The organism is Constrictibacter sp. MBR-5 (genome assembly GCF_040549485.1).
Taxonomy (GTDB): domain Bacteria; phylum Pseudomonadota; class Alphaproteobacteria; order JAJUGE01; family JAJUGE01; genus Constrictibacter.
In genome coordinates, this window is record NZ_JBEPTK010000013.1 from 1 (window position 1) to 24,573 (window position 24,573).

The following is a 24,573-nucleotide window of genomic DNA, read 5'->3' on the forward strand; positions in this document are numbered from 1 at the left end:
ATCATCCGGGCCCTCCGCAACACGCGTCGGGCCCAGCCTATCGGCTGGGGCAGAAATCAATCGGCGACCGGGTCAGTTTTCATGCGGCGGCTACAGTGAATCGGCCTATTCGCGCACCAGCCGGTCCCGGCATCGCGAGAGTTCTCGCCCCAGCTGATGCTTCAAGATGGGCTTTCCGAGGAAGGCGAGCGGCTCCACAGCCGATAGGACCTCGCGTGCCTCGTCGTCGAGATTTCCGCTGATGAAGATGCAGCGCACGCCCAGCACCTCGTAGAGCCACCGGGACGCATCGATACCGGACGAGCCGTTTGCGAGACGAAGATCCATCAACGCGAGGTCGGGCGGCTGCTCTTCCGCGCACGTCTTGCAGCTCCCGACGTCACGCGCAATGCCAGTCACCACGTGGCCCAGATCCTCCACCTGGTCCTGAAGATCGAGCGCGATGAAGAACTCGTCCTCCACGATCAGAACGCGCAGGCTCATCCGGCCTGGAGCGGCACACGGATGACCACCCGATGCCGGGTCACCGGGGGGCTCGTGCTCAAGGAGGCGCCGAGTTGCCCAACCAGACCGCGGATGATGCCGGTGCCCAGGCCTTCCTTGGCGCCTTCGGCCTTCCCAGTTCCGTTGTCGGACACTTCGAGCACCAGGTCGCCAGCTTCCAGACTGGTCGCGACCCTGATGATCCCATGCGGAACTCCTGCGAGCCCGTGCTTGATCGCGTTCGTCGCCAACTCGTTCACGATCAGCGCGAGTGGGATGGCCTTGTCGGCCGGCAACTTCACCTCGGCAGGCTCGCACTGGATTTCCACACCATCTCTCCCGGCATCGCCAGCGGCAAGATTCCCGCACAGTTCGCGGAGATAGTCCCCGAAGGCGACGGTCTTCACCTCGTTGGAACGGTAGAGCATCTCGTGCACGGATGTGACCGCCCGGACCCTCGAGGCCGCCCCTTCGAGCCGTTCGCGCACTTCGCCGTCACCGGCCCTGCGCGCGTCGGTGTTGAGGATGCTGGCCACGAGCTGGAGGCTGTTCTTGATACGGTGGTTGACCTCCCCCAGGAGCGCCTCCTTCTGCGCGAGCAGGCGGTCCCGGTCTTCCAGCGTCTCTGCCAGTTTCTCCTCGCGCTCCTTCGAGGCAGTGATGTCGAGGCTGACGACGATGAACCGGGGCAACGCTTCACGATGGTCGCGCACGAGTTCTCCATGTGACGACAACCACCGCGTCGTGCCATCCTCCAGCACTAGGCGGTGCGTGAAGGCCACGGTCGTATGTTCCGGGGAGTGAACTTCCTGCTCGAACGCGGCGTGAACGTTGGACCGGTCCTCGGCGTGCATGAGGGCGAAGCACTCGGGCGCCGGAATCGTGCCCTCCCGTTCCGGCAGGCCCAGCATGAGGGCGAAGGCACGCGAGACGTAGATGGTCTCGGTGCTGGGGTCATATTCCCAGAACGCGAGATCGTTGAGCCGCTGAGCCGAACGCAGACGGATTGCCTGGTCGCGGCGAAACAGAGTCTCCTCGGTGACATCCCGGACATGGTGGATCAGCGCCACGACCTTGCCCTGGCGCAGGACCGGCGTGTTGAGCGGCTTCCAGTAACGCTCCTCGAAACCGCCTCCCGGTCCTCGAAGGGGGATGTCGTATTTCTGAACCGCCATGGCGTGCGGACGGCCCGTCGAGCGCGCCGTCTCCAACGAAGCGCGAAGGTTGCGCACGCCGTCGGCGGTCGGATCGTCCGGATTGTCCGGAAACGCTTCGAACATCGCGACGCCGACCAGGTCCTTCCGACGGGTCCTGGTAAGGTCCAGATATTGCTGGTTGACGTCGATGATGTTGAATTCAGGATCGAGGACCAGATAGCCATGTGGAACCGCGTCGAACACAGCGTCGCGAAGAACTTCGGTTTGCAGATTTCTTGATGTTCCAGCCATGTGCGCCCTCGGGTAACTCCTCACGCTGGACGCGGTTCCCGGATCATGGTTTCGGGAAGCCGACCCCAAGCCCAGGTCTGGACGCCCGCGCAGGCGTGGACGCGTCTACCTGAACCCGATCAACGAGGCTCATCAGGCGATCCGACGTCGACTGAAGCTCGCTCCAGCCTGACGCAACGAGACTACGGTTCTCAGCCGGATACAACAAGGCAGCAGCCGCCATGCTTGCGAGAGGCGCGCCGCAGGTTCCGGCAAGCGGACATTGGCGCTGGGTGCCGTAAAGGTCGGCTAGCCGCCCGAACCTGCCCGATGCCCGAACATCGAAACCCCAGGTCAGCGCCGCCCGGCGGCGGATCGCTCCCGATCCTGCCGCGCCAGATCGGGCATGGTCTTGCTGAAGAGATGGCGCGGGATGTTCACAAGGGCGAAGCGGCGCCTGTGGAACGAGCGGTTAAGCGTTTGCGCGGTCTCAGGTTCAGGGAATCTGGCAACGCCCAAAACCTTCAGGTTTTGACCCTGAAGGATCGAGAGCAGAAATCATCGAAAAAACAATGACTTGCCGTGAGTTCAGTTGTCGCGCAACCCCGCAGAAATGCGACGCTTCTCATAACCTGAAGGTCGCGAGCCCGTTGGACCGAGGCTAACCTGCCTGCGGCCTCTTACCCAAGGTCGGATCCGGTGTCACCAGCGGACCAGGGCTTCGATGCAGACGCTCGCTCACAAGCTCAATGCCCGCGTCGTCGGGAAGGGCGACACGGCGATCGTCCTCTCGCGCGGGTTCGGAACCGATCAGAGTGTCTGGGAGCCGCTTCCCCCGGCGCTGGCCGCACGCTATCGGGTCCTTCTCTACGACCTCGCGAGTGCGCCGACGGCACACCCGGACGTCTTCGATCTGCGCAGGCACGGGGAAATGGCCGGCTATGCCGAGGACCTCGCGATGCTGATGCGGTGGTTCGGCATCGATCGGTGTCATTTCGTCGGCCATTCGATGAGCGGCATGCTGGACCTCGTCGCTGCCAGTCCCCGTCCGAGCGCTTCCAGAGTCTCTTCCTGATCGGGGCATCGGCGCGGTATGTCGACGAGGACGGATATCGCGGCGGCTTTTCAGCGCCGACGTCCTGTCCATGCTCGACGCCATCGCGGCGGATTTCCGTGGGTGGACCAGCGATTTCGCGCCCATGGTCCCTGGGCCGCGCGGCGGACGATCTGGCGGCGCAGACCTTCCTGGGCAGCTGCGGCGGATGCGGCCCGATATCGCCCTGCTGACCCTCAAGTCGGTCCTCTTCGGCGATTGCCGTCAGAAGCTGCCTCTTTGCGGCTTGCCGGCCCTGGTGCTCCAGAGCCGCGACGATGTCGCCGTTCCGCTGGAGGCTGCGGCGTATCTGGCGGCGCATCTGCCCAGGGCGCGGCTCGAACTGATCGATGCCGAGGGCCATCTCCCGCACCTGACCGATCCGGCCCTCGTGCAGAAGGCCCTGCTCGCGCATCTGGAGCGCTGCGAAGGTGCGGGACCGCCGGTCGCGGCTTGCGCTGGTTCTGCCGGCGGCCACTCTGCGCCTGCGTCCCGATAGGATGTGGAGCGGCCGTCAGTAGCGGTACACCGCCGCCAGCGACGGGTAATCGTCCGCGGCATCGGCAGGGCGTGCATAGACCGCTCCCCCGGAACTCAGCGTCCGCACCACCGCGAAATCCACTAGGTCCGTCGTGTGCGCCGTCCCCGCCGGGGACACGATCGCCCGGTTCTCGCTCTCCGAGTAGACGCCCGTCGCCGATGCCGTCGCGCCGACCACCAGGGCCTCGATGCGGCCCTCGACGGCGGCGGGCACGATCTCCTCGATCCGCGTCGCGACGGTGCGGTCGCCGCTCGCGCGACGCGCCTCGAACCGCTCCATCGCCGACCGGCGCGCCGCGTCCAGGCGGTCGCGCACCAGCGCATAGGCCTTCTCGTGCAGAGCCTCGGCACCCAGGGCGGTCGGATGCTCGCGAATGCCGTCCGGCACGGCGTGCCGGTGGTGCAGATGCTGGCGCAGCATGCCGAGCAGGCGGTCGTCGGCCGCGAGCACAAGCGGCCCCTGCGCGTCCGCCAGGATCTCGTCGGTCGCCTTCGCCACCGCGCGCGAGAAATTGTCGACCTGCTCGCGTATGGCGTCCTGCGGGCTTTCGCCCAGGCCGTGGACCTGGATACTGGTTCCGCCGCCGCTGTTGGAGTGATAGCCGACGGCATTGGTCGGGTCGGTGCGCTCGGTGAAATAGGCGGCCGAGGCCGGCAGCCGCTCGTCCTTCACCGGCGTCATGCCGTAGCGGCTCGCGCGGTAGAGCGTCACCGTGTCCTGGGATGCGGCCAGCACGTGGAACACCCCGTCGCGGGCGAGCACCGGCAGCAGCGGCCGCACCAGGAACCGGTCCCCGACATGCACCTGCTCGGCGAGATCGAGCGGGACGGAGACATACTCGGTCGCGTCCGGTCCGACGTAGGCGGCCAGGCCGCGATCCTGGTGCTGCCAGAAGGGGTTAGCCTCGTGGGTCGCATGTTCCCGGACATGCGCCAGCAGGCGGTCGACGTCGACCGGAGTCAGCCCCCGCTCCTGGAGCAGGTCGGCGGCCCGGCGGAGCAGATTGCCGAGCCGTATCGGATCCTGACGCGTCTCCGCACCCATCCTGTGGGTCGGCATGAAGATGCTGACCCGCGGGAAGCCTGTCCGTTCTGACAGGGCGACGATTCTGTCGATGTCGATCATGACGTTTCCTTTTCGGGAGCTTCGGCAAGGGCGCCGCGTGCGCGGCGCGTGCGCCGGGCTGCGGCGCTCACGCCTCGACGTGCGCCACCTCGTAGAGATCGAGGCCGATCTGTTCCGCCGCGTTGCCGACTTCCGGCCATTTCTCGCGAAAGGCGTCGGTGTGATGCGCGGCGGTGAGCTGCTCGCGGTTCGACCACTGCACGTAGTTGACCACCCGCCGGCCGTCGAGGCTCCGGTGCAGGCTGATCGAGATGAAGCCGGGCTGCCGCGCCATGAACGCCGCACGCTCCTTCATGAGGGCCAGCAGCGCGTCCTGCTTGCCCTCCTCGGCTTCGGCGACCGTGATCTGCGTGACGCAGCCGGCACCGGCTGTGATCTCCGGCATGTGTGCCTCCTTGCTCGGTCGGCCCTCGCCGGGCGGCGAGGGCTCAGTCGTCGCGGTTCATCGTCTTGTTCGGGTCGGTCTGCTGGCCGCGTTCCTCGTCCTCCGCCCGCACCTTGCGGTAGCGCTTGCCGCGCGCCTCATCCGGTTCCGGCTGGGGCTCGACGGGCTCGGGGCTGTGTTCGCTGCGCATGGCATCCTCCGGTCGCCTGGTCTCGATCTCGAAACAGGCGCGCCGCCGGCCCGGTTCCGGACGGCATCGCGATGGCCGCGGCGGGAACCCATCCGGCGTCGCTGCCTTGAATGCCTCGTGCCTTCCGACGCCTCATCCTCCGCCGCCTCGGCCGTGCGCTCCCTCTCGGGTACCGCAAAGGGGATGCTCGTCATGGGGCTCGGCATCCTGCTGCTCGCCGGGCAGGCGGCGATCGCGAAGCTCCTCCGGGGCGACCATCATGCGGGCGAAATCCTCTTCTTCAGGGGATTGTGGGCGCTGCTGCCGGTGGCGTTCCTGGTCTGGCGGGCCGGCGGCCCGCGCGTGATCCGGCCGCGCCGACCGCTGCCGACGGGAGCACGGTCCGTGATGAACCTCGCGGCCACGGCCGCCCTCATCACCGCGCTTGGGATGCTGCCGCTGGCGACCGTCCTGGCGATCTCCTTCTCCAGCCCGCTGCTCGTCGCCGCCCTATCGGGTCCGTGCCTGGGCGAGCGCGTCCAATGGCGGTGCTGGGGCGCCATCGGCATCGGCTTCGCCGGCGTGCTCCTGATCACCAACCCGTTCGCCGAGGAGACCGACTGGTGGATCCTGCTGCCGCTCGGCGCCACGATCCTGCTGGCCCTGCGCGACCTCGTCACCCGCTACGAAGGCGGTGACGAGGAGGCGACGACCATGACCTTCTGGACAATCGTCGCCAGCATCGCGGGCGGTGCCGCCGCGATGCTTCTTTTCGGCCTGCAGTGGCCGGCCGCCGAAGATTGGCCGCTGTTCGCCGCGTCTGGCGTCATGGTCGGCTTCGGCCGGTTCCTGATCATCCGCGCCTTTCGCCTCGCCGCGGCCGCCGTGGTCAGCCCGCTCAAATACCTCGCCCTGGTCTGGGGCGCGCTGATCGGCTATCTGGTCTGGGGCGACGTGCCCGGTTTCCTCGACGTCGCCGGCGCGACCGTCGTCGTCGCCTCCGGCATCTATCTCGCCACGATCGGTGGCCGGCGGGGTTGAGGCGGGGCGCTGGAAGCGTGGGCGAGCAGGCCGCGCCGCGCCGCCGCTCATGCGCGCTCGGCGCTCCGCGTCACGCGCATGACGGCAGGGCTGGCCGCGGCCATCAGGGTCAGCAGGCCCGCCACGCCCAGCAGCGCGCTGCCCAGGCCGACATGGTCCGCGACCAGCCCGATGCCGGCCGGGCCGGCGAGGACGCCGGCATAGCCCAGCGTCGTGACCGATGCGACGCTCAGATGTTCCGGCATCGAGCGCTGGCGGCCCGCCGCCGAGAACAGCAGCGGCGCCACGTTGGAGCAGCCGGCGCCGACCAGCACGAAGCCCGACAGCGCCGCCGCCGACCACGGCGACAGCACGGCGAGCGTCAGTCCGCAGGCGGCGCAGAGCCCGCCGCCGACGAGCACAAACGTGGGACCAGCCGCCTGCACCAACCGGTCGCCGAGGAACCGTCCCGCCGTCATCGCGACCGAGAACAGCGCGAACGCGATTCCCGCCTGCGCCGCGGCGACGCCGCGGACGTCGGTGAGGAAGACGGCGCTCCAGTCCAGCATCGCGCCCTCGGTCAGGAAGCAGATGAAGCAGAGGATGCCGATCGCCAGGACGGGCCCGCGCGGCACCGCGAAGGCCGGTCCGGCGCTGCCGGTGCCGTGCCGCAGCAGGCCGCTGCCGTAGCGCAGCATCAGCGCCGCCATGATCGCCACCACCGCCGCGCCGGCCGCCAGCGGCGGCGCGCCGGCCCAGAGGATGGCCGCCGTGCCGCCGGCGCCGGTGATGCCGCCCAGGCTGAACAGTCCGTGGAAGCCCGACATGATGGCCCGCCCGCTCGCCCGCTCGACCAGCACGGCCTGGATGTTCATCGCCACGTCGATGGTGCCGAGGCCGGCGCCGAACACCAGCAGGGCCGCCGCCACCACGGCGACATGGTCGCCGACGGTCAGCACGGGCAGGGCGCTCGCGATGATCGCGGCGGCGGCCAGGATGACCCGGCGGCATCCCAGGTGCGCGGTCAGCATCCCGGCGAGCGGCATCGCCATCAGCGACCCGCCGCCGAGGCAGAGCAGCAGCAGGCCGAGCGTGCCGTCGTCCACGCCCAGCCGCGCCTTGGCATAGGGGACGAGCGGTGCCCAGGCCGCCATGGCGAGACCGGACACGAAGAAGGCGGCCCGCGTCGAGGCGATCTCGCCCGCGCCGGCCCCCGAGGCATGCGTTTCCGCGAGCCTCATGCGCCCCCCGGCGCGCTTTGTCCCGCCGGCCTCTGCCGGCTCGTGGTTGAACGCCGGCCGCTTTCGCCGGACATTCGGCGCAGTTCACGCCCCGCCTTACCCAGTCTCATGGAGTTCCAATGCCCGACGTCGGTTTCCGCAAGTGGCTCGGCCTGACCTATGCCGAGATGGATGACGGCCGTGCGGTCGTCTCGCTCGACCTGGACGAGGACAAGCGCAACGTGCGCGACGTGGCGCACGGCGGGGTGGTCGCCTCGCTGATCGACGTGGCCATGGGAACGGCCGCCGGCGGCGGCAACTACGATACGCGCAAGCGCCTGGTCGTGACGCTCGAGCTGAAGGTGAATTATCTCGCCCCGGCGTCCGGCAAGACGCTCACCGCCACGGCGGAGGTGGTGCGCAGCGGCAGCCGGACACAGGTGGTGCGCTGCGACGTGCGCACCGATGACGGCGAGGTCTGCGCGACAGCGCTCGGCACGTTCATCACGCGCCGGCCCCATGCCAACGACCGCAGCGCCAGCGACCGGGGGGCCGAGGCGGAGGGCGGCTGACGGCGGGGCGGCCCGACGTCCGGTCAGGGCCGGGCCCGCCGCCGGAACAGGACCAGCGCCGCCGCCAGGGTGATCGCTGCCGTCGCCGTGCCCGCGATCAGCGCGACGATCCAGGCCGGCGGCCGGCCGCTCTCTGGCGAGGCGGGGCCGGGGGGCGCCGCCGATGCCCCCGCCTGTGCCGTGGGCCGTGGCTCGGCGCGCACGGGGGGCGGCTGCGCGGCGGCCATCGCGGCCAGGACCGCATCCGGCACCGGGGCGATCGTTACTTCCGGGGCGTTCGCCGCGGCTGGGGCGGAGTCCGGACCACGATCCGTCGGCGGCTGCGCCAACTCGTCGCCGCACAGGCTGCGCGCCGCGTAGAAGAACCAGGGCGCCACGTCGAGCGACAGCGTTCCCGACTTGGTCCGCGCCACCTGCGTCAGGAAGTCGTGGATGCGCAGCGATCCCTGCATCTGCACGCAGCGGATGAAGTCGCTCTCGCGCAGCGGGTCGGAGCGCAGCGCGTCCATAAGCCCGGTCAAATAGACCCCGCGGTCCCGGTCGGTCATCTCCAGAAAATAGCTGCGCATCGTCACAGCAGCCGCAGGGGCGGGTGCCGCCGAACACAGAAGGAGCGCCGCCGCCGCAAGCCATGGGCCGCGCCCGCCTTGTGCCGGCCGGCGCCGCGGCCTTAGACTTCGCGCCACTCTCGGCACAAGAGAGACGGAGGACGGGTGGACATGCGCTTCGGGATATCCTTCCCGCAGGTCGAGATCGGCACCGACCCGGCGGTCATCCGCGACTTCGCGCAGGCTGTCGAGGGGCTCGGCTATGCGCATCTGACCTGTATCGACCACGTCCTGGGCGCGGCGCGTCCGGATCCGAACGTGCCGTGGTCGAAGCACTATACCCGCGAGCGCATGTTCCACGAGCCGTTCGTGACACTGGGTTTCCTGGCCGCCGTCACGAAGACGCTGGAATTGGCGCCGGCCGTGATGATCCTGCCGCAGCGCCAGACCGCGCTCGTCGCCAAGCAGGCGGCCGAGGTCGACGTGCTGTCCGGCGGCCGGCTGCGCTTCGGCGTCGGCCTCGGCTGGAACGCCGTCGAGTACGAGGCGATGGGCCAGAATTTCCGCACGCGCGCCCGCCGCATCCGCGAGCAGGCGGAACTGCTGCGCCTGCTCTGGACGCAGGAATTGGTCACCTTCGACGGCACCTTCGACAAGATCCACGAGGCCGGCCTCAACCCGCTGCCGGTGCAGCGGCCGATCCCGCTCTGGTTCGGCGCCTTCGACGAGCGCGCGGTGGAGCGCGCGGCGCAGCTGTCCGACGGCTGGTTCCTGAATCCGCGCATGCGCCCGACCAACGAGGGCGGCGAACTGATCGGCCGGTTCCGCCAGTGGATCCGCGACGCCGGCCGCGACCCGACCCGGGTCGGCATCGACGCCACCATCCATTACGGCGAGGGCGACGAGGATCGGTGGGCGGAGGAACTCGCCCACTGGCGCGCCTTCGGCGTCACCCACGTCACCTTCCGCACCATGGACGCCGGCCTGCCCGGCGTCACCGCCCACATCGACGCCTTCCGGCGCTTCAAGGAGATCAGCGGCGCATGAAACTCTACAATTCCGTCGGCCCCAACCCGCGTGTCGTCCGCATGTTCGCGGCCGAGAAGGGCATCGACCTGACGAAGCAGGAGGTCGACATCCGTGGCGGCGAGAACCGGCAGGGAGACTATCTGAAGGTCAATCCCGCCGGCCAGTGCCCCGCGCTCGAACTCGACGACGGGTCGGTCCTGACCGAGATCACCGCCATTTGCGAGTACCTTGAGGAGAAGCAGCCGGATCCGCCGCTGATCGGCCGTACGCCGGAAGAGCGGGCCGAGACGCGCATGTGGACCCGCCGCGTCGACCTCGGCATCGTCGAGCCGCTGGCGAACGGCTTCCGCTTCTCCCAGGGACTGAAGATGTTCGAGAACCGCATGCGCTGCCTGCCCGAAGCCGCGGACGGACTGAAGGCGTGCGCCCAGGACAAGCTCGCCTGGCTCGACGGCCAGATGCAGGGCCGGACCTTCATCGCGGGCGAGCGGATGACGCTCGCCGACGTCCTGCTGTTCTGCTTCCTGGATTTCGGCACGCAGGTGAAGCAGCCGCTGAACCCGGACCTGAAGAACGTGAACGCCTGGTTCGCGCGGATGGCGGCGCGGCCGAGCGCGGCCGCCTGACGCAAGGCGGGCCCGCGTTCAGGGCGGCGGAGCCGCCCTCACCGGTCGGGGTCGGGTTCCTGCGCCATCCGCAGGAACTCGGCCACCTCCGCCGTCCGGCCCTGCGGGAACGGTCGGTAGGCGTTGACCAACGGCTCGTCGTTGCTGACCCAGGCCTGCGCCTCGCGCAGTTCTTCCTCGGTCGCGCCGGTACCGACCACCTGTGCGGCCATGTGGTCGTCAACAGGACCCAGCACCCTCTCGATCGCTTCCTTCGTGAGCGCGGTCATGGCGGAGCCCTCCTCATGCTGCGGAACATGGATGCGGCGGCCGGGCCTGCGGGCTCGGCAACCACGATCTGGGTTCGGGCGGCCGGCCTTCAAGGTCTCGGCCGTTGGGTCTTCGCCGGGACCGCAGCCACCTCAGCCGAGCTTGACCGCCGTGCCGTTGGCGACCACCAGCAGCAGCGTCTTCTCGTCGCCGCCGATGACCTGATAGTCCAGGTCGACGCCGACGACCGCATCCGCGCCCAGCTCGACCGCCCGCTCGCGCAGGTCGGCCACGGCTTGGTCCTTCGCCCGGTTCAGCAGCTTCTGGTACGAGCCGCTACGCCCGCCGAACACGTCGCGGATGCCGGCGAACCAGTCGGACACGAAGTTGGTCCCCATCACCGCCTCGCCGGTGACGATGCCCAGATAGCCCGCGATCTTGCGGCCTTCGACGGCGTGGGTGGTGGTGACGGTGATGGTCATGCTGGTCGTTCCTTGCTGTCTTCCGTGTGGCTGTCTTCGATGTGCGGCGGCCGGTTGCGGACGACGGTCGCCTCTGCTTCGATGATCGTCGCTACCGCATGCGAGGCGTCAGGTCATGATCGAGATCCGCAGGTTGCACCCGCTCTACGGCGCGGAGATCGTCGGCGTCGACACCGGCAAGCCGATGAACGACGACACCTTCGCCGCGATCCGCGAGGCGTTCGAGGAATATTCCGTCCTGCTCTTCCGGGACCAGAGCCTCGACGATGCCCGCCAGATCGCCTTCAGCGAGCGCTTCGGCCCGCTGGAGAACACCGTCAGCGCCAATTCCGGCGGCGGCGGCGCCTTCGCGCGCCAGTCGAACATCGACGTGGAGACCGGCGAGGTCATCCCGTCCGACGACAAGCGCATGCTGTACCAGAAGGCGAACATGCTCTGGCACAGCGACAGTTCGTTCAAGCATGTGCCGGCGCTGTGCTCGCTGCTCTCGGCGCGGGTCGTGCCGGCCGAGGGCGGTGCGACCGAGTTTGCGACGATGCGCGCCGCCTATGCCGACCTGCCGGAGGAGACGAAGCGCCGGCTGGAGGGGCTGGTCGCCGAGCACAGCCTCGTCTATTCGCGCAGCCTCGTGGATCCCGACGTCACGGTCATGACCGACGCCCAGAAGGCCGAGGTGCCGCCGGCGCGCCAGGTGATGGTGCGCACCAACCCGGTGAACGGCCGCAAGGCCCTCTATGTCGGCTCGCACGCCTTCGCCATCCTCGGCTGGCCGGACGACGCGGCGCGCGCCTTCATCGCCGAACTCACCGCCCATGCGACGCAGCCGAAATACGTGCTGCGCCACGAATGGCGCGAGGGTGACATGATCGTCTGGGACAACCGCGCCGTCCTGCACCGCGCCACCCCCTTCGACAACGTGAAGTACCGCCGGCTGATGCAGCGCACGACGGTCGCCGGCGACGCGCCGACCGTTCCCGCCGCCGCGGCCTGAGCGGTCGTCAGGCGGCGGCCGCACCGGCCCGGCTGCTCCCGGCTTCGATCGGGAAGGAAAGCGCGAAGCGGCAGCCGGTGCCCGTATTCGCGTCGGTGTTCGCGACCGTCAGCGTGGCGCCGCTCAGCTTCGTCAGCGAGTGGGTCAGCGCCAGCGCCAGCCCCGTCGCGCTGAGCGACTCGCTCCCGGCGCTGGCCGGCAGGCGCGTAGCGTCGCCCTCGAAGGCGCTCGCGATGGCGGTTGGCACGTCGTCGCGAACCAGCGGTTCGCCGGTGGTCTCGCAAATCACGCTCACGGCGAGGCCGGCGCGCCGCAGCGCCACCTTGACCGTGCTTGCCGGCGCCGCCTTGGCGATGGCGGCCGACACGATCTGCAGCATGATCTGCTTGATCGCACGCGGGTCGGCGGCGATTGTCGGCAGCATCGCCTGCCCGCCGAGGTCGATGCGCACGTCCGCCTGGTTGGCGAGCATCCGCTTCAGGGCGACGACATGCACGGCGACCGCGGCGACGTCGACGGCCTCGGTTTCCGGCACGAAGCCGCCGGACTCGATCTGGCTGAGGTCGAGCACGCTCTGGATCAATTCCAGGAGCCCGGCGCCGCTGGCGTTGATGTCGCCGGCATAGCCGACATAGGCGCCGCCACCGAGGGGGCCCAGCATCTCGTGCTGCATCACCTCGGAGAAGCCGATGATGTGGTTCAGCGGCGTACGCAGTTCGTGGCTCATCCGCGACAGCAGCTCGAACTTGCTCCGCCGGTCCTCCTCGGCGCGCAGCCGCGCGGCATGCGCGGCGTCCAGCGCGATGTCGAGGCGGGTGATGCCCTCCTGGACGTCGGCCATCAGGCGGCCCGCCTCGTCGAGGGCGCCTGTCGGCAGCGCCGGGACGGTCTTCGCCGCCAGATAGTCGCGCACCGCCTTGGACGCCGCCCGCACCGGCGACAGCAGGGCGTAGAGGGCCGCCAGGGTGGCACCCGTGCCGAACAGCGTCGCCACCAGGGTGACGATCAGGATCGGCAGCACCTCCGGCCAGGCGAGCGAGGACGCGAGGACGATATAGCCGACCAGCCCGATCAGCGGCACGTGCACGCCCAGGAAGCTCACCAGGAGGATCTTGCCCAGGTAGCTCCGCGGGTATCGGAGTCCGGAAAGATAATTGTACAGCCACATGGCGACCTCTCCTGGCCGGCGCGATCCGTATCCATAAGGACGCGACCTTTACGGCACGTAAAGCCGAACGGATGCGTGGCCGTGGCCTAATTTCGCCGCCGGGTCCATCATTGCCGCGGAAACGACCGCCAGGACGGAGAAGCCGCCGATGCACATCCTCATCACCGACCGGAACTTCCAGGGGGAGCCGCTCCTGGAGCGCGAGGCCGCCGGCAAGGGGGCCGAGATCGAGATCTTCGACGCGCCGGACCAGGTGACCGACGCCGCCTGGGCGCGCGCCGACGCCGTGGTGACCTATCGTGGCACGCGCACGGTGACGGCCAACATGGCGAAGCTGCAGCGCTGCCGCATCATCGTGCGCGGCGGCGTCGGCTATGACGGGCTCGACCTGTCGGGTCTGGGCGCCCGCGGCATCGCCGTCTGCACGGTTCCCGACTACGGCACGACCGAGGTCGCCGACCACGCCATCGCCCTCATGCTCGCCCTGCGCCGCGGCATCGTCAGCTATCACGACGGCCTGCGCGCCGACCCGCACGCCAACTGGCGCTTCCGGCTGCCGCCGGTGGTGGACCGGCTGCGCGGCGCCACCTTCGGCGTCGTCGGGCTCGGCCGAATCGGCACCGCGGCGGCGCGCCGCGCCCAGGCCTTCGACATGCGGGTGCAGTTCTTCGATCCGCACCTGCCCGACGGCGTCGATCTCGCCACGGGCTGGCACCGCGTGAAGACGCTGGCCGAACTGTTCGAGACCTCGAACGCCGTCAGCATCCACACGCCGCTCACCGACGAGACGCGCGGCATGATCGACGCCGACTGCTTCGCGCGGATGCCCGACAACGCCGTCCTGGTGAACACGGCGCGCGGCGCGGTGGTCGACGTCGATGCGCTCTACGAGGCGCTGAAGGCCGGCCGTCCCGCCGCGGCGGCCCTGGACGTCCTGCCCGTCGAGCCGGCCGACAGGGCGCATCCCCTGGTACAGGCCTACGCGGCGCGCGAGGCGTGGCAGGAGGGCCGCCTCATCCTGACGCCGCACGCCGCCTTCTACACGGAGCCCGGCCTGCTCGACATGCGCCGCAAGGCGGTCGGCACGATCGCCGCCTATCTGCGCGACGGCGTCCTGCGCAACTGCGTCAACGGCGCATATCTGAACAGCTAGCGGCGGACCTGCTCGGCCGAGCCGTATCAGACGAAGGTCAGGTCGGGCTCGCCGCCCAGCAGGTGGCGGCCCGCCGTCTCGAAATGGGCGGCGCGGCCCTGGATCTGCTGGGTCACCGTGTGGATGTCGCGGAAGCGGCGTTCGAAGGCGCTGCCGCTGAAGATCGCGGTGGCACCCGCCATGTTCCACACCGCGTCGGCCACGTCACGCGCCTCGTGGATGGCGAAGGTGGCCGCAAGACGGATGCGCATGCGCTGGTCGAGCGTCGGCCGGCGGGTGCGCGCCACGTCGGCGCGGATCTCCTCCAGCGAGGAGAGCAGCCAGCCGCGCGCCGCTCCGAGCCGCGCCGCGCAACGCGCGACCTGGGCCTGCACCGTCACGTCGTCGCGCATCAGCCCGCGGCCGCGCGGGCTCTTGTCCCGCGCGAGGTCGATCAGTGCGTCCAGCATCGGCTGCGCGATGCCGAGCGCCACGCCGGCGAAGCCCGAGGCGTACAGGCTGAGCGTCGTGAAGCAGAAGGCCAGCCCTTCCTCGCGCCGTTCGTCGACGGCGTCGCGCAGCACGGCGTACGCCTCCGGCACGAACAGGCCTTCGACCGAGAAGCCGTCGCTCGCCGTGCCGCGCAGTCCGACCACGTCCCAGATGTCGTGCATGGTGGCGTCGCCCGCCGGCAGCAGCATCGTACGCTGCAGCTGCCGTCCGTTCGCGCCCATGCGGGGGCTGCCGTCCGCCTCGAAGATCGGCGCGTGCGCCCCCAGCCACGTCGCGTGCCGGCTGCCGCTGGCGAAGTTCCAGCGCCCGGTCACCCGGAAGCCGCCGGGCACCGCGACCGCCTCGGCGCCCGGGGCGGGCGGACCCCACGCCAGCACCGCGTCGCGCGGGCCGAAGATCCGCCGTGCCGCCTCCGGCGCCAGATACGCCGCCGCCATCGAGCAGCCGGACGCCTGGCACAGGCACCAGGCCGTGCTTGCATCGGCGCCGGCGATCGTCTCGATCGTCCGGACGAACGTCGCGAGGTCGACCTCGCCGCCGCCGAGCGAGCGCGGCAGCATCATCCGGAACATCGACGCGTCGTGCAGTGCGTCGAGCAGGTCGCGCGGCAGCCGCCGCGTCCGTTCGATCTCGTCCGCCGCCGCCGCGATGCGCGGCACCAGCGCCGCGGCGCGCGCGGGCCAGTCGACGGCGTCCTGCGACGCTTCGGCCGCCGCCCTCGCCAGTGTGGCGCACATCTGCCGGCCACCCCCTTTGGTCGTTACGGCAAGTGTAGGCGGCGCGGCCGGCCTCGGGAAGCCGCCCCCGCCGCCTTCACGAAAGCACTACCTTCACGAACGCGCCGCCTTCACGAAAGCGTGCCGGCCGCGCGCCGCCTCAGTGCACCGCGACGGGCGCCACTGCCGAGCCGGTGCCGCCCTGCACCTTGATCGGCTGCATCATGAAGGCGAACTCGTGCACCTTCTTCGCCGCCAATTCCTCCAGCTTCATGTTCTCCAGCAGGTGGATGCCGTTCACCACGAGTGCGATCTGGTGCACCGGCAGCGACAGTTTAGGGTCGGGATTGGGCGCGACCTCGACGGGCCAGTTGTCCGCGCCGAGCAGCATCGGATCCTTCTCGGCCAGCCACAGCGCCGCCGCCACGCCGATGCCGGGGCAGGTCTTTACGTAACGGGCATTGTCCTTGCCCCAAAGCTTGCCCCACCCGGTGTTGATCACGATCGCGTCGCCGGGCTGTAGCGTCGTGCCCTGCTTCTCCAGCGCCGCTTCCAGGTCCTCAACGGTGATCTCGTAATTGTCCGGCAGCATCTCGACGCCCTTCGACGCGGCGACGTCGATCAGGACGCCGCGGCCCATCAGCATGCCGACCTTGTCGATCCCGAGCTTGGTGAAGCCGGTGCGGGTCGCCGTCTCGTCCACCTTGAAGCAGTTGTAGAAGCTGTTGCCGTGGGTCTGGTGCGCGAACCCGTCGAGTTGGGTGCCGACCTGTCCGATCTCGGTGATCACGATCTCCTCGTTCGAGCCGCGATTGTTCGGCGCCGTATTGGCGAAGGTGCGCTTGGTGTGCACGTCGAACCGGCGCGTGCCGAAGAAGGGGATGGAGCCGCTCAGCGTGTGCCCCAGTTCGACCACCTCGCCGGTCTTGATCAGGGCGGCGGCCTTGCGCACGCTTTCCGGTTTCATGTGGTTGGCGGAACCCCGTTCGTCGCCCGCGCCCCACTTGGAGGGGCAGCGTTCCGATTCCGGCGGCGGCGACCAGCCGCTGGCGGCCTGCTGGGCATGGAGGGAAGGACTGGCCAGGAGCGCCGCGGACAGGGCGAGGCCCAGTGTGATGCGTCTCATCGGTTTCCTCCGTCATTGTCTTGTTTTTCTGAGCAGGCGGATCGCGAAGACGTCTCCTTGTGTGGCTGCAACCGAAGCATGCGCCGGCGCCCGCGCCGGATCAACCGGCGCGCCATCGAGCGGCGTACCCGAACCGGTCCGCGTCAGGACCGATCATGGCGGCCGCCCATCCGTGCCGCCGCTTCCCGCGCCAGCGTCTCGGTCAGGTCGCGCGCCGGCATCTCGCGGGCGAGGCGGGCGGCCTGGCCGGTCCAGAGCGAGGTGAAGTCGGACGACCCCTTCGCCTCGGCCGCCGCCTTCAGCGGAGCCAGCGCGCCGCCGGCGAGCGGGAAGGCGGGTGCCTTGTCCGACATCGGGCCCAGGTCGCGCATGACGCGGTTGAGGATGCCGCGCGCCGGCCGGCCGGTGAAGATGTTGGTCAGGGCGCTCTCGTCCTCGCGGGCGGCACGCAGGGCGGCGCGGTGCAGCGGCTGCACCTTCGCCTCCGGACAGAAGAGGTAGGCGGTGCCGATCTGCACCGCCGCCGCACCCAGCGCGAACGCAGCGGCGATGCCGCGCGCGTCGGCGATGCCGCCCGCCGCGATCACCGGCACCGTGACCGCGTCCACCACCTGCGGCACGAGCGCCATCGTGCCGACCTGGGTCGCGATGTCCGCCGACAGGAACATGCCGCGGTGGCCGCCGGCCTCGGATCCCTGGGCGATGATCGCGTCGCAGCCGTGCGCCTCGAGCCACTCGGCCTCGCGCACGGTCGTGGCGGAGGCGATGATCTTCGCCCCCGTCGCCCGTACCCGTTCCAGCAGCGGGGTCTCCGGCAGGCCGAAGTGGAAGCTCACGACCTCCGGCCGCACCTCCTCGACCACCGCGCACATGGCGGCGTCGAAGGGCGTGCGCGCCGAGCGTGGCGCCGGCGCGTCGGGATCGAGGCCGAGTTCGATGCGGTAGGGCCGCAGCATCGCCACCCATGCCGCCTCGCGCGCCGGGTCCGGATGCGGCGATACGTGCGCGAAGAAGTTCAGGTTGATCGGCCTGGCGGTGCGCTGGCGGATCACCGCCATGTCACGCCGCACCTCGTCCGCCGTCGACATGGCGGAGGCGAGCGAGCCGAGCCCGCCGCCCTCGGCGACCGCGATGGCCAGTTCTGGTGTGCTCGGGCCGGCCATGGGTGCCAGCACGATCGGGTGCTCGATGCCGAAGAGATCGCATATGCGACGGTCGGACCACATGGCTTTGCCTCCTTTGACGGTTCTTTAGACCCTTCTACACCCATCCGGCCCGCCGTCGCAGGGCTCCTGCCGATCATCCGACGCGCCGTCGCGATACGCTCGTGATACGATCCCGCCGACGGAACGAAGAACCGGTCCCCTTGAAAAGCGCCCCCGCTTCCCCGCCGCCGCCCGGCCCGACCATGCTGCACCTGCCGCAGGGCAACCTGCCGCTGCACGAGCGCGTCGCCGAGGCGCTGGCGGGCGCGGTGGCCGAGGGAACGCTGAAGCCAGGCGAGCGGCTGCCGCCGCACCGCGAACTGGCGAAGCGGTTCGGGGTCGCCATCGGCACCATCACCCGCGCCGTCGATGCGCTCAGTCGGCGCGGCATCGTGCGCGGCGAGGTCGGCCGCGGCACCTTCGTGCAGGGGCCGGCGCTGGCGGCCCCGGCATCCGCCGTCATCGACCTCAGCGTCAACGCGCCGCCGCCCCTGGTGCCGCTCGAGACGCTGCGCGCCGCGGCCGATCTGGCCGTGCGCCGTGCCGCGGCCATGCCGAACGGCGGCTATATCGACGTGACCGGCGCGCCGGAGCAGCGCGCCGTGCTGACGGGCTGGCTGAGCCGCCGGCCGCTCGACGTCGCGCCGAACGATCTCGTCCTCTGTGTCGGCGCGCAGCAGGCCATCTCGCTCGCCTTCGCCGACCTGCGGCGCCTGTCGGCGACGGTTGCGACGGAGCGCGCCACCTTTTCCGGCGCGATCGCCGCGGCCAAGGCGCACGGCATGACGATGCTGCCCGTCGACCACGACGCCGAGGGCATGATCCCCGACGCCCTCGACCGGGTACTGCGCGAGGCGGGCTGCCGCGCGGTCTATGCGACACCGGTCTGCCAGAACCCGCTGGGCTTCGAGACGGGTGCGGCCCGCCGCGCCGAGATCGTCGCGGTCTGCCGGGCGCGCGGCGCCATGATCGTCGAGGACGACATCTACGGCCTCTACGCGGCCAAGACCGACGCCACCTACCGCAGCTCGGCACCGGAGATCACCTACTACCTCACCAGCCTGTCCAAGGTGCTGACGCCGCTGGTCCGGGTCGGGATGCTGGTCCCGCCGGCCGCCCGACGGCCGGCGGTGGCGGAGCGGCTGCGCGCCGACCTGTGGGGCGCGCCGCCGCTGGCGCTCGCCATCGGCGGCGCCCTGATCGAGATGGGCGCCGACGGGCCGGCGCTCGACCTGCTGCGGCGCGAAGCGAAGGCGCGGCTCGATCTCGCCGCCGGCATCCTGGGCCTGCGCAGCCTGCCGATGCCCGAGGGCGCGCCGCACCTCTGGCTGCCCATGCCGCCGCTGGCGGCGGAACGCTTCGCGCGGCGGGCGGGGGAGCAGGGGGTGCGCCTCACCCCGCCGGACTCGGTCATCGTCGGCGGCCTCGTCGAAGGCAGTCCCGCCTCCGGCGTGCGGATCTGCCTGCTGGCGACCGAAGGCCGGGCGCCGCTGGAGCGGGCGCTGCGCATCCTCGCCGGCTTCGCCTCCGCCGGCGCCGAGGCGATCGTGTGAGCGGGACCGCTCCCGGCGCAGGGCGGCTATGCCCTCCGCGCCGTTGACAGGCAGCCCATCTCGGTATTGTATTTTTTGTATCATAAGCGAGCGATACAAATGCAGCCCTCGACCCTCTCCGGCTCCGGCCTGTCCGACCTCTGCGCGCAGCGGGCGTCCCGCATGGCCGCGTCGGAGATCCGCGAACTCCTGAAGATCCTGGAGCGGCCGGGGCTGATCTCCTTCGCCGGCGGCATTCCCGATCCGGCCCTGTTCGACGTGGAGGCGTTCCGCACCGCCTATGCGGGCGCGCTCGCCCGGCCGGAGGCGGCGGCCGCCGCCCTGCAATATTCGACGTCCGAAGGCTACCTGCCGCTGCGCCGCTGGATCGCCGCGCATATGGCCCGCTCGGGCGTCGACTGCACGCCGGACAACATCCTGATTACCAGCGGCTCGCAGCAGGCGATCGAGCTGATCGGCAAGCTGTTCATCGACGAAGGCGATACGCTGCTGACGGCCGCACCCACCTATCTGGGGGCGCTGCAGGCCTTCGCGCCGAACGGCCCGCGCTACGACACGCTGGGCGACAATGTGACGGCCGCTGTGCATCGCGCGCGTGCCGAGGCGGCGGGAAGCCGCGTGAAGCTGATCTACCTCGTCCCCGACTTCGCGAACCCGTCGGGCGATACCCTCTCCCTGGCGGAGCGCGCGCGCATCGTCGACATGGCGGCCGAGCTCGGCTGTCTGATCGTCGAGGACGGCGCCTACACCGCGCTGCGCTACGGCGGCGAGGAACTCCCGCCGATCGCGGCGCTCGACGCCCGCCGCGCGGGCTCGGTCGACGCCGGCCGCACGCTCTATTGCGGCACCTTCTCCAAGACCCTGTCGCCGGCCCTGCGGGTCGGCTGGATCTGCGGCCCGCGCGAGACGATGCAGCGCCTGACCCTGGCGAAGCAGGCCGCCGACCTGCACAGCGCGACGATCAACCAGGTCGCCATGCACGCCGTTGCCGAGGCCTGCTACGACGACCGTGTCGCCGCGGCGCGGCACCAGTACCGCATCCGCCGCGACGCCATGCTCGCGGCACTCGATCGCCACGCGCCGCCGGGCATGGACTGGACGCGGCCGGACGGCGGCCTGTTCGTCTGGGTGACGTTGCCGCCCGGCGTTGACGGCCGCCGCCTGCTGAAGCGCGCGATCGAGGAGGCGAACATCGCCTTCGTGCCCGGCCGCGCCTTCTTCGCCGAGGAGCCCCAGGACAACACGCTGCGCCTCAGCTTCTCGCTCGCCGACCCCGCCCGGATCGAGACCGGCATGGAGCGTCTCTGCGACCTGATCCGCAGCGAGGTGGCGGCGCTGCGGGCCGTGCCCGACGCGGTGCCGGCATGACCGTCGCGGTCCGCCCGGCGACGGCGTCCGACGCGGCCGACCTGGGCCGGCTGATCCGTGCGCTCGCCGCCTTCGACGGCGTGCCGGAGCGTGTCCGGTTCACCCGGGCGCAGCTGACCGCGGCCCTGTCCGGGCCGGCGCCGCGCCTGCACGCGCTGGTCGCCGAGCGTGGCGGCGTCGTGCTCGGCTTCGTCAGCTACACCATCGACTTCGCGATCTGGACCGGCGGCGAGATCGTGCGCGTCGACGACCTGTTCGTGACCGGCACCTGCCGGGGCCAGGGCATCGGCCGCCGCCTGCTCGCCGCCGTCGCCGATCTGGCGCTGGCCCGGGGTGCGGCCGTCTGCTGGGAGGTGGAGCCGGCGAACGCCGCGGCCCAGGCCTTCTATCGCAGCCTCGGCGTCGAGCTGCGCCCCAAGATCGCCGCGCGCTGGTGGCCGGACGCGATGGCGGCGTTTCGCAATGCTCCGGCCGCTACAGGCCGCCGGACACCCTGAGCACCGCGCCGGTTACGTAGGACGCTTCCGGCCCGAGCAGCCACAGCACGGCGCCGGCGATCTCGTCGGCTTCGCCGACCCGGCCCATCGGGATGCGCGACGCCACGCGGCGGGGCCGGTCCGGATCGCCGCCGGCGGCATGGATCTCGGTCGCGACCGTGCCGGGCGAGACGGCGTTCACCCGGACGCCGGACGCCGCGACCTCCTTGGCGAGCCCGACGGTGAAGGCCTCGACCGCCGCCTTCGTCGCCGCGTAGTGGACATACTCGCCCGGCGCGCCGAGCGTCGCCGCGACCGAGGACACGTTCACAATCCGGCCGGCATGGCCGCGCGCCTCCCACCGGCGCAGGGCCTCCTGCGCGCAGAGCATCGGCGCGATCACGTTCACGTCCACGGTGCGCCGAAGGACGGCCCTGTCGAGTGCCGCGAACGGCCCGATCCTGCCCGTGATGCCGGCGTTGGCGACGAGCGCGGTGACGGGGCCCAGCGCGGTCTCGCATCGTTCGAAGAGTGCGGCCACGTCCGTCTCGTCGAAGACGTCGCCGCGCACCGCCTGCACCGCGGCGCCGGTGGCGCGCAACGTGTCCATCAGGGCGGCCGCGGCGTCGTCGTCGCGCACATAGCTGAAACACACGGCGTAGCCGCGTGCCGCCGCCATGCGCACGATCGCGGCACCGATGCCCCGGCCGCCGCCGGTGACGAGCAGAACGTCCGTCATCTCTCCTCCGATCCCGTCAACCCGCCCGTCTGAGCCGGGGCGGCGCCTCGTCGCAGTATTGCGTCGACCGGCCGTCGGCTGGCGCCTCGCCGCAGAACGGATAGCGCATCACCGGCCGCGGGTCGTGGTCCCGCCAATGATGGACGGTGGGATGGCCGATGTCCTTGCGCTGCCGCTCGCTCAGCCCGGCCAGAATGCGCGCGGTGCGCCATGCCCGAAAGCGGCATCGCAGGCGGCGCAGTCCCTCGATCGGGTTCGGCATGGGGGTCTCCGCTCGGGAGGGGTGTCGGTCAACCCGGATCGTAGATACAATAATGGATATTGTCACTGAGACATTAGATGCGATTTTCGGAGCGGGGACCGCATCCGCCGCGTGCTATCCTGGCGCGGTACTCCAAGCTGCGCAGCATCGAGGGGGGCAGGCGGTATGAACGCACCTGGGCATGCGGGCGTGGTGGCGCCGCCGCCGCTGATCTTCGGCACGGCGATCACCCTGGGCCTCCTGCTGGACTGGTGGGCCGGGACGTCGACGGGGCTGCCGGCCGGCGTGCGCTTCGTCGCGGCGATCCTCCTGTTCGTGCCCGCGGCCATCCTGCTGGCCGGGGCGCTGTCCGGCTTTCGCGCCGCCGGGACGCATCCCGCCCCTTGGCGGCCGACCACGGCGATCGTCTCCGGCGGCGTCTACCGCTTCACGCGCAACCCGATGTATCTCGGCATGGCGTTGCTGCAGGCGAGCCTGGGGCTGGCCGCGAACGGGCCCGTCACGCTCCTCTTCCTGATCCCCGCCCTGCTCGTCATCCACTACGGCGTCGTCCGCCGCGAGGAGCGCTATCTCGCGGCGGTCTTCGGCGAGGACTATCTGCGCTACAAGGCCTCGGTCCGCCGCTGGCTTTGAGCCGCCGCTACGGCCGCAGCCGATAGCCGGTGCGGAAGATCCACCACAGGATGCCGATGCAGGCCGCCAGGAAGAAGAAGGTCATCCCCAGGCTGACGCCGACGTTGACGTCGGCCATGCCATAGAAGCTCCAGCGGAAGCCGCTGATCAGGTAGACGACGGGGTTGAACAGGGTGACCGTCCGCCAGAAGGGCGGCAGCATGTCGATCGAATAGAAGCTGCCGCCCAGGAAGATCAGCGGCGTCACCACCAGCAGCGGGATGAACTGCAGCTTCTCGAACCCGTCGGCCCAGATTCCGATGATGAAGCCGAACAGGCTGAAGGTGACGGCCGTCAGTACCAGGAACAGCAGCATCCAGAGCGGGTGCTCGATGTGCAGCGGCACGAACAGCGACGCCGTCGCCAGGATGATCAGGCCGAGGATCACCGACTTGGTCGCCGCCGCCCCCGCATAGCCGGCGACGATCTCGATATAGGAGACGGGGGCGGACAGGATCTCGTAGATCGACCCGGTGAATTTCGGGAAATAGATGCCGAAGGACGCGTTCGAGATGCTCTGGGTCAGCAGCGACAGCATGATGAGGCCGGGCACGATGAACGCGCCGTAGCTGACGCCGCCGATCTCCTGGATGCGCGAGCCGATCGCCGCACCGAACACGACGAAATAGAGCGACGTCGAGACGACGGGCGAAACCACGCTCTGCAGCAGCGTCCGCCACGTCCGGGCCATCTCGAACAGATAGATGGCGCGCACGCCCCCGAGGTTCATGGCGAGGTCCATCCTGCCGAAGTTCATGGGCGCTCTCCGACCAGGCCGACGAATATGTCCTCGAGCGAGCTCTGGCTGGTCTGCAGGTCGCGGAAGCGGATGCCGGCCGCCGCGAGGTCGCGCAGCAGACTGGTGATGCCGGTGCGCTCGCCCCGCGTGTCGTAGGTGTAGACCAGTTCGCAGCCGTCCGCGGAGAGGGCGAGCCCGTGCCCGGCCAGCGCCTCGGGCACCGCACCCAGCGGGCTCTGCAGGTGCAGCTTGAGCTGTTTGCGCCCCATCTTGCGCATCAGCTCGGCCTTCTCCTCGACCAGGATGATCTCGCCCTTGCTGATCACGCCCACCCGGTCGGCCATCTCCTCGGCCTCCTCGATATAGTGGGTGGTCAGGATGATGGTGACGCCGGTCTCGCGCAGCCGCTGGACCAGCCGCCACATGTCGCGGCGCAGTTCCACGTCGACGCCGGCCGTCGGCTCGTCCAGGAACAGGATGCGCGGCTCGTGCGCCAGTGCCTTGGCGATCAGCACCCGGCGCTTCATGCCGCCCGACAGCGTACGGATCTTCTGGTCCTTCTTGTCCCACAGCGACAGGTCGCGCAGGATCCGCTCGATCAGCGCCGGGTCGCGCGGCCTGCCGAACAGGCCGCGGCTGAAGCTGACGGTCGCCCAGACCGTCTCGAACGCCTCGGTCGTCAGCTCCTGCGGCACCAGCCCGATCAGCCGCCGCGCCGCGCGATAGTCGCGCACGATGTCGTGCCCGCCGGCCAGCACGGTCCCGGTGCTGGCCCGCACCAGGCCGCAGACGATGCTGATCAGCGTCGTCTTGCCCGCACCGTTCGGCCCGAGGAGCGCGAAGATCTCGCCTTGCCGGATCGTCAGGTCGACCCGCTTGAGGGCCTGGAAGCCGGTGTCGTAGGTCTTCGACAGGCCGGATATCTCGATGACGGGCTGCATGAG

General features: G+C 70.2%; 30 protein-coding genes. 13 read left to right on the top strand and 17 right to left on the bottom strand.

Annotated features, from left to right (window positions below; genetic code table 11):
- Nucleotides 1-105 precede the first annotated feature (105 nt).
- Complete coding sequence (locus ABIE65_RS21360; RefSeq protein WP_354080530.1) at nucleotides 106-483, bottom strand: response regulator; 378 nt, start codon at nucleotides 481-483, stop codon at nucleotides 106-108.
- On the bottom strand, nucleotides 480-1,931 hold the full coding sequence (locus ABIE65_RS21365; RefSeq protein WP_354080531.1) for a sensor histidine kinase: 1,452 nt from the start codon (nucleotides 1,929-1,931) through the stop codon (nucleotides 480-482). Before ABIE65_RS21365 ends, ABIE65_RS21360 begins: the two co-directional genes overlap by 4 nt.
- A 309-nt stretch (nucleotides 1,932-2,240) precedes the next feature.
- Between ABIE65_RS21365 and ABIE65_RS21370 the strand changes: the two genes are divergently transcribed.
- The 3 genes from ABIE65_RS21370 (at nucleotide 2,241) to ABIE65_RS21380 (ending at nucleotide 3,502) form a co-directional block, all read left to right on the top strand.
- Nucleotides 2,241-2,486 carry a hypothetical protein gene (locus tag ABIE65_RS21370; RefSeq protein WP_354080532.1) on the top strand — a complete coding sequence of 82 codons (246 nt, stop codon included), beginning with the start codon at nucleotides 2,241-2,243 and terminating at the stop codon, nucleotides 2,484-2,486.
- A 148-nt stretch (nucleotides 2,487-2,634) separates the two neighbouring features.
- Nucleotides 2,635-2,985, top strand: coding sequence for an alpha/beta fold hydrolase (locus tag ABIE65_RS21375; RefSeq protein WP_354080533.1), 351 nt, complete (start codon nucleotides 2,635-2,637; stop codon nucleotides 2,983-2,985).
- A gap of 70 nt (nucleotides 2,986-3,055) precedes the next feature.
- Entirely contained in the window at nucleotides 3,056-3,502 is a 447-nt protein-coding gene (locus ABIE65_RS21380; protein ID WP_354080534.1) for an alpha/beta fold hydrolase, read from the top strand.
- A 15-nt stretch (nucleotides 3,503-3,517) separates the two neighbouring features.
- On the opposite strand, the gene ABIE65_RS21385 is transcribed toward ABIE65_RS21380, so the two are convergent.
- The 3 genes from ABIE65_RS21385 to ABIE65_RS21395 all read right to left on the bottom strand — a co-directional run bounded on the left by ABIE65_RS21385 (nucleotide 3,518) and on the right by ABIE65_RS21395 (nucleotide 5,244).
- Complete coding sequence (locus ABIE65_RS21385; RefSeq protein WP_354080535.1) at nucleotides 3,518-4,669, bottom strand: baeRF3 domain-containing protein; 1,152 nt, start codon at nucleotides 4,667-4,669, stop codon at nucleotides 3,518-3,520.
- Between the two features lie 67 nt (nucleotides 4,670-4,736).
- Nucleotides 4,737-5,054: an antibiotic biosynthesis monooxygenase family protein gene (locus tag ABIE65_RS21390; RefSeq protein ID WP_354080536.1), complete on the bottom strand. Its 318-nt coding sequence runs from the start codon at nucleotides 5,052-5,054 to the stop codon at nucleotides 4,737-4,739.
- Nucleotides 5,055-5,097: 43 nt separating this feature from the next.
- Complete coding sequence (locus ABIE65_RS21395) at nucleotides 5,098-5,244, bottom strand: hypothetical protein (protein WP_354080537.1); 147 nt, start codon at nucleotides 5,242-5,244, stop codon at nucleotides 5,098-5,100.
- 183 nt (nucleotides 5,245-5,427) lie between these two features.
- Between ABIE65_RS21395 and ABIE65_RS21400 the strand changes: the two genes are divergently transcribed.
- Complete coding sequence (locus ABIE65_RS21400) at nucleotides 5,428-6,264, top strand: DMT family transporter (protein ID WP_354080538.1); 837 nt, start codon at nucleotides 5,428-5,430, stop codon at nucleotides 6,262-6,264.
- Nucleotides 6,265-6,311: 47 nt separating this feature from the next.
- On the opposite strand, the gene ABIE65_RS21405 is transcribed toward ABIE65_RS21400, so the two are convergent.
- The gene (locus ABIE65_RS21405; protein WP_354080539.1) at nucleotides 6,312-7,484 is read right to left on the bottom strand and encodes an MFS transporter; all 1,173 of its coding nucleotides are present in this window, start codon (nucleotides 7,482-7,484) and stop codon (nucleotides 6,312-6,314) included.
- Between the two features lie 119 nt (nucleotides 7,485-7,603).
- On the opposite strand from ABIE65_RS21405, the gene ABIE65_RS21410 reads away from it, so the two are divergent.
- Complete coding sequence (locus tag ABIE65_RS21410) at nucleotides 7,604-8,035, top strand: PaaI family thioesterase (RefSeq protein ID WP_354080540.1); 432 nt, start codon at nucleotides 7,604-7,606, stop codon at nucleotides 8,033-8,035.
- Between the two features lie 23 nt (nucleotides 8,036-8,058).
- On the opposite strand, the gene ABIE65_RS21415 is transcribed toward ABIE65_RS21410, so the two are convergent.
- On the bottom strand, nucleotides 8,059-8,604 hold the full coding sequence (locus tag ABIE65_RS21415) for a hypothetical protein (protein WP_354080541.1): 546 nt from the start codon (nucleotides 8,602-8,604) through the stop codon (nucleotides 8,059-8,061).
- Nucleotides 8,605-8,754: 150 nt separating this feature from the next.
- Between ABIE65_RS21415 and ABIE65_RS21420 the strand changes: the two genes are divergently transcribed.
- Together ABIE65_RS21420 and ABIE65_RS21425 are read left to right on the top strand one after the other, a co-directional pair.
- The gene (locus ABIE65_RS21420) at nucleotides 8,755-9,630 is read left to right on the top strand and encodes an LLM class F420-dependent oxidoreductase (RefSeq protein WP_354080730.1); all 876 of its coding nucleotides are present in this window, start codon (nucleotides 8,755-8,757) and stop codon (nucleotides 9,628-9,630) included.
- Nucleotides 9,627-10,238 (top strand): glutathione S-transferase family protein, encoded by a 612-nt coding sequence (locus ABIE65_RS21425; RefSeq protein WP_354080542.1) that lies wholly within the window; start codon nucleotides 9,627-9,629, stop codon nucleotides 10,236-10,238. Before ABIE65_RS21420 ends, ABIE65_RS21425 begins: the two co-directional genes overlap by 4 nt.
- 38 nt (nucleotides 10,239-10,276) lie before the next feature.
- Here the strand turns inward: ABIE65_RS21425 and ABIE65_RS21430 are convergent, their stop codons facing one another.
- Nucleotides 10,277-10,507, bottom strand: coding sequence for a hypothetical protein (locus ABIE65_RS21430; RefSeq protein ID WP_354080544.1), 231 nt, complete (start codon nucleotides 10,505-10,507; stop codon nucleotides 10,277-10,279).
- A gap of 132 nt (nucleotides 10,508-10,639) precedes the next feature.
- Nucleotides 10,640-10,969, bottom strand: a complete 330-nt coding sequence (locus ABIE65_RS21435) for a YbjQ family protein (RefSeq protein WP_354080545.1) — start codon at nucleotides 10,967-10,969, stop codon at nucleotides 10,640-10,642.
- A 115-nt stretch (nucleotides 10,970-11,084) separates the two neighbouring features.
- On the opposite strand from ABIE65_RS21435, the gene ABIE65_RS21440 reads away from it, so the two are divergent.
- Nucleotides 11,085-11,960 carry a TauD/TfdA dioxygenase family protein gene (locus tag ABIE65_RS21440; protein WP_354080547.1) on the top strand — a complete coding sequence of 292 codons (876 nt, stop codon included), beginning with the start codon at nucleotides 11,085-11,087 and terminating at the stop codon, nucleotides 11,958-11,960.
- A 7-nt stretch (nucleotides 11,961-11,967) separates the two neighbouring features.
- Here ABIE65_RS21440 and ABIE65_RS21445 read toward each other — a convergent pair whose 3' ends face one another.
- Complete coding sequence (locus ABIE65_RS21445; RefSeq protein ID WP_354080549.1) at nucleotides 11,968-13,128, bottom strand: sensor histidine kinase; 1,161 nt, start codon at nucleotides 13,126-13,128, stop codon at nucleotides 11,968-11,970.
- A gap of 148 nt (nucleotides 13,129-13,276) precedes the next feature.
- On the opposite strand from ABIE65_RS21445, the gene ABIE65_RS21450 reads away from it, so the two are divergent.
- The gene (locus tag ABIE65_RS21450) at nucleotides 13,277-14,281 is read left to right on the top strand and encodes a C-terminal binding protein (RefSeq protein WP_354080550.1); all 1,005 of its coding nucleotides are present in this window, start codon (nucleotides 13,277-13,279) and stop codon (nucleotides 14,279-14,281) included.
- Nucleotides 14,282-14,307: 26 nt separating this feature from the next.
- On the opposite strand, the gene ABIE65_RS21455 is transcribed toward ABIE65_RS21450, so the two are convergent.
- The 3 genes from ABIE65_RS21455 to ABIE65_RS21465 all read right to left on the bottom strand — a co-directional run bounded on the left by ABIE65_RS21455 (nucleotide 14,308) and on the right by ABIE65_RS21465 (nucleotide 17,841).
- Nucleotides 14,308-15,510 carry an acyl-CoA dehydrogenase family protein gene (locus tag ABIE65_RS21455; RefSeq protein WP_354080551.1) on the bottom strand — a complete coding sequence of 401 codons (1,203 nt, stop codon included), beginning with the start codon at nucleotides 15,508-15,510 and terminating at the stop codon, nucleotides 14,308-14,310.
- 139 nt (nucleotides 15,511-15,649) lie between these two features.
- On the bottom strand, nucleotides 15,650-16,615 hold the full coding sequence (locus ABIE65_RS21460; RefSeq protein ID WP_354080552.1) for a cyclase family protein: 966 nt from the start codon (nucleotides 16,613-16,615) through the stop codon (nucleotides 15,650-15,652).
- Between the two features lie 143 nt (nucleotides 16,616-16,758).
- Nucleotides 16,759-17,841: an NAD(P)H-dependent flavin oxidoreductase gene (locus tag ABIE65_RS21465; RefSeq protein WP_354080554.1), complete on the bottom strand. Its 1,083-nt coding sequence runs from the start codon at nucleotides 17,839-17,841 to the stop codon at nucleotides 16,759-16,761.
- A 140-nt stretch (nucleotides 17,842-17,981) separates the two neighbouring features.
- On the opposite strand from ABIE65_RS21465, the gene ABIE65_RS21470 reads away from it, so the two are divergent.
- The 3 genes from ABIE65_RS21470 to ABIE65_RS21480 all read left to right on the top strand — a co-directional run bounded on the left by ABIE65_RS21470 (nucleotide 17,982) and on the right by ABIE65_RS21480 (nucleotide 21,238).
- Nucleotides 17,982-19,373 carry an aminotransferase-like domain-containing protein gene (locus ABIE65_RS21470; protein WP_354080556.1) on the top strand — a complete coding sequence of 464 codons (1,392 nt, stop codon included), beginning with the start codon at nucleotides 17,982-17,984 and terminating at the stop codon, nucleotides 19,371-19,373.
- A gap of 99 nt (nucleotides 19,374-19,472) precedes the next feature.
- Nucleotides 19,473-20,741: an aminotransferase-like domain-containing protein gene (locus ABIE65_RS21475; protein WP_354080557.1), complete on the top strand. Its 1,269-nt coding sequence runs from the start codon at nucleotides 19,473-19,475 to the stop codon at nucleotides 20,739-20,741.
- On the top strand, nucleotides 20,738-21,238 hold the full coding sequence (locus ABIE65_RS21480; RefSeq protein ID WP_354080558.1) for a GNAT family N-acetyltransferase: 501 nt from the start codon (nucleotides 20,738-20,740) through the stop codon (nucleotides 21,236-21,238). Before ABIE65_RS21475 ends, ABIE65_RS21480 begins: the two co-directional genes overlap by 4 nt.
- Here ABIE65_RS21480 and ABIE65_RS21485 read toward each other — a convergent pair.
- Together ABIE65_RS21485 and ABIE65_RS21490 are read right to left on the bottom strand one after the other, a co-directional pair.
- A complete protein-coding gene (locus tag ABIE65_RS21485; protein WP_354080559.1) occupies nucleotides 21,216-21,956 on the bottom strand; it encodes an SDR family oxidoreductase in 741 nt (246 codons plus the stop codon). The two genes, ABIE65_RS21480 and ABIE65_RS21485, sit on opposite strands and share 23 nt — an antisense overlap.
- Before the next feature lie 16 nt (nucleotides 21,957-21,972).
- Nucleotides 21,973-22,218, bottom strand: coding sequence for a hypothetical protein (locus tag ABIE65_RS21490; protein WP_354080561.1), 246 nt, complete (start codon nucleotides 22,216-22,218; stop codon nucleotides 21,973-21,975).
- A gap of 165 nt (nucleotides 22,219-22,383) precedes the next feature.
- Between ABIE65_RS21490 and ABIE65_RS21495 the strand changes: the two genes are divergently transcribed.
- Complete coding sequence (locus ABIE65_RS21495; RefSeq protein ID WP_354080563.1) at nucleotides 22,384-22,851, top strand: methyltransferase family protein; 468 nt, start codon at nucleotides 22,384-22,386, stop codon at nucleotides 22,849-22,851.
- A gap of 7 nt (nucleotides 22,852-22,858) precedes the next feature.
- Here ABIE65_RS21495 and ABIE65_RS21500 read toward each other — a convergent pair whose 3' ends face one another.
- Complete coding sequence (locus ABIE65_RS21500) at nucleotides 22,859-23,647, bottom strand: ABC transporter permease (protein ID WP_354080564.1); 789 nt, start codon at nucleotides 23,645-23,647, stop codon at nucleotides 22,859-22,861.
- Nucleotides 23,644-24,570 carry an ABC transporter ATP-binding protein gene (locus tag ABIE65_RS21505; protein WP_354080565.1) on the bottom strand — a complete coding sequence of 309 codons (927 nt, stop codon included), beginning with the start codon at nucleotides 24,568-24,570 and terminating at the stop codon, nucleotides 23,644-23,646. The genes ABIE65_RS21500 and ABIE65_RS21505 overlap by 4 nt, the downstream gene beginning before the upstream one ends.
- Between the last annotated feature and the right edge of the window lie 3 nt (nucleotides 24,571-24,573).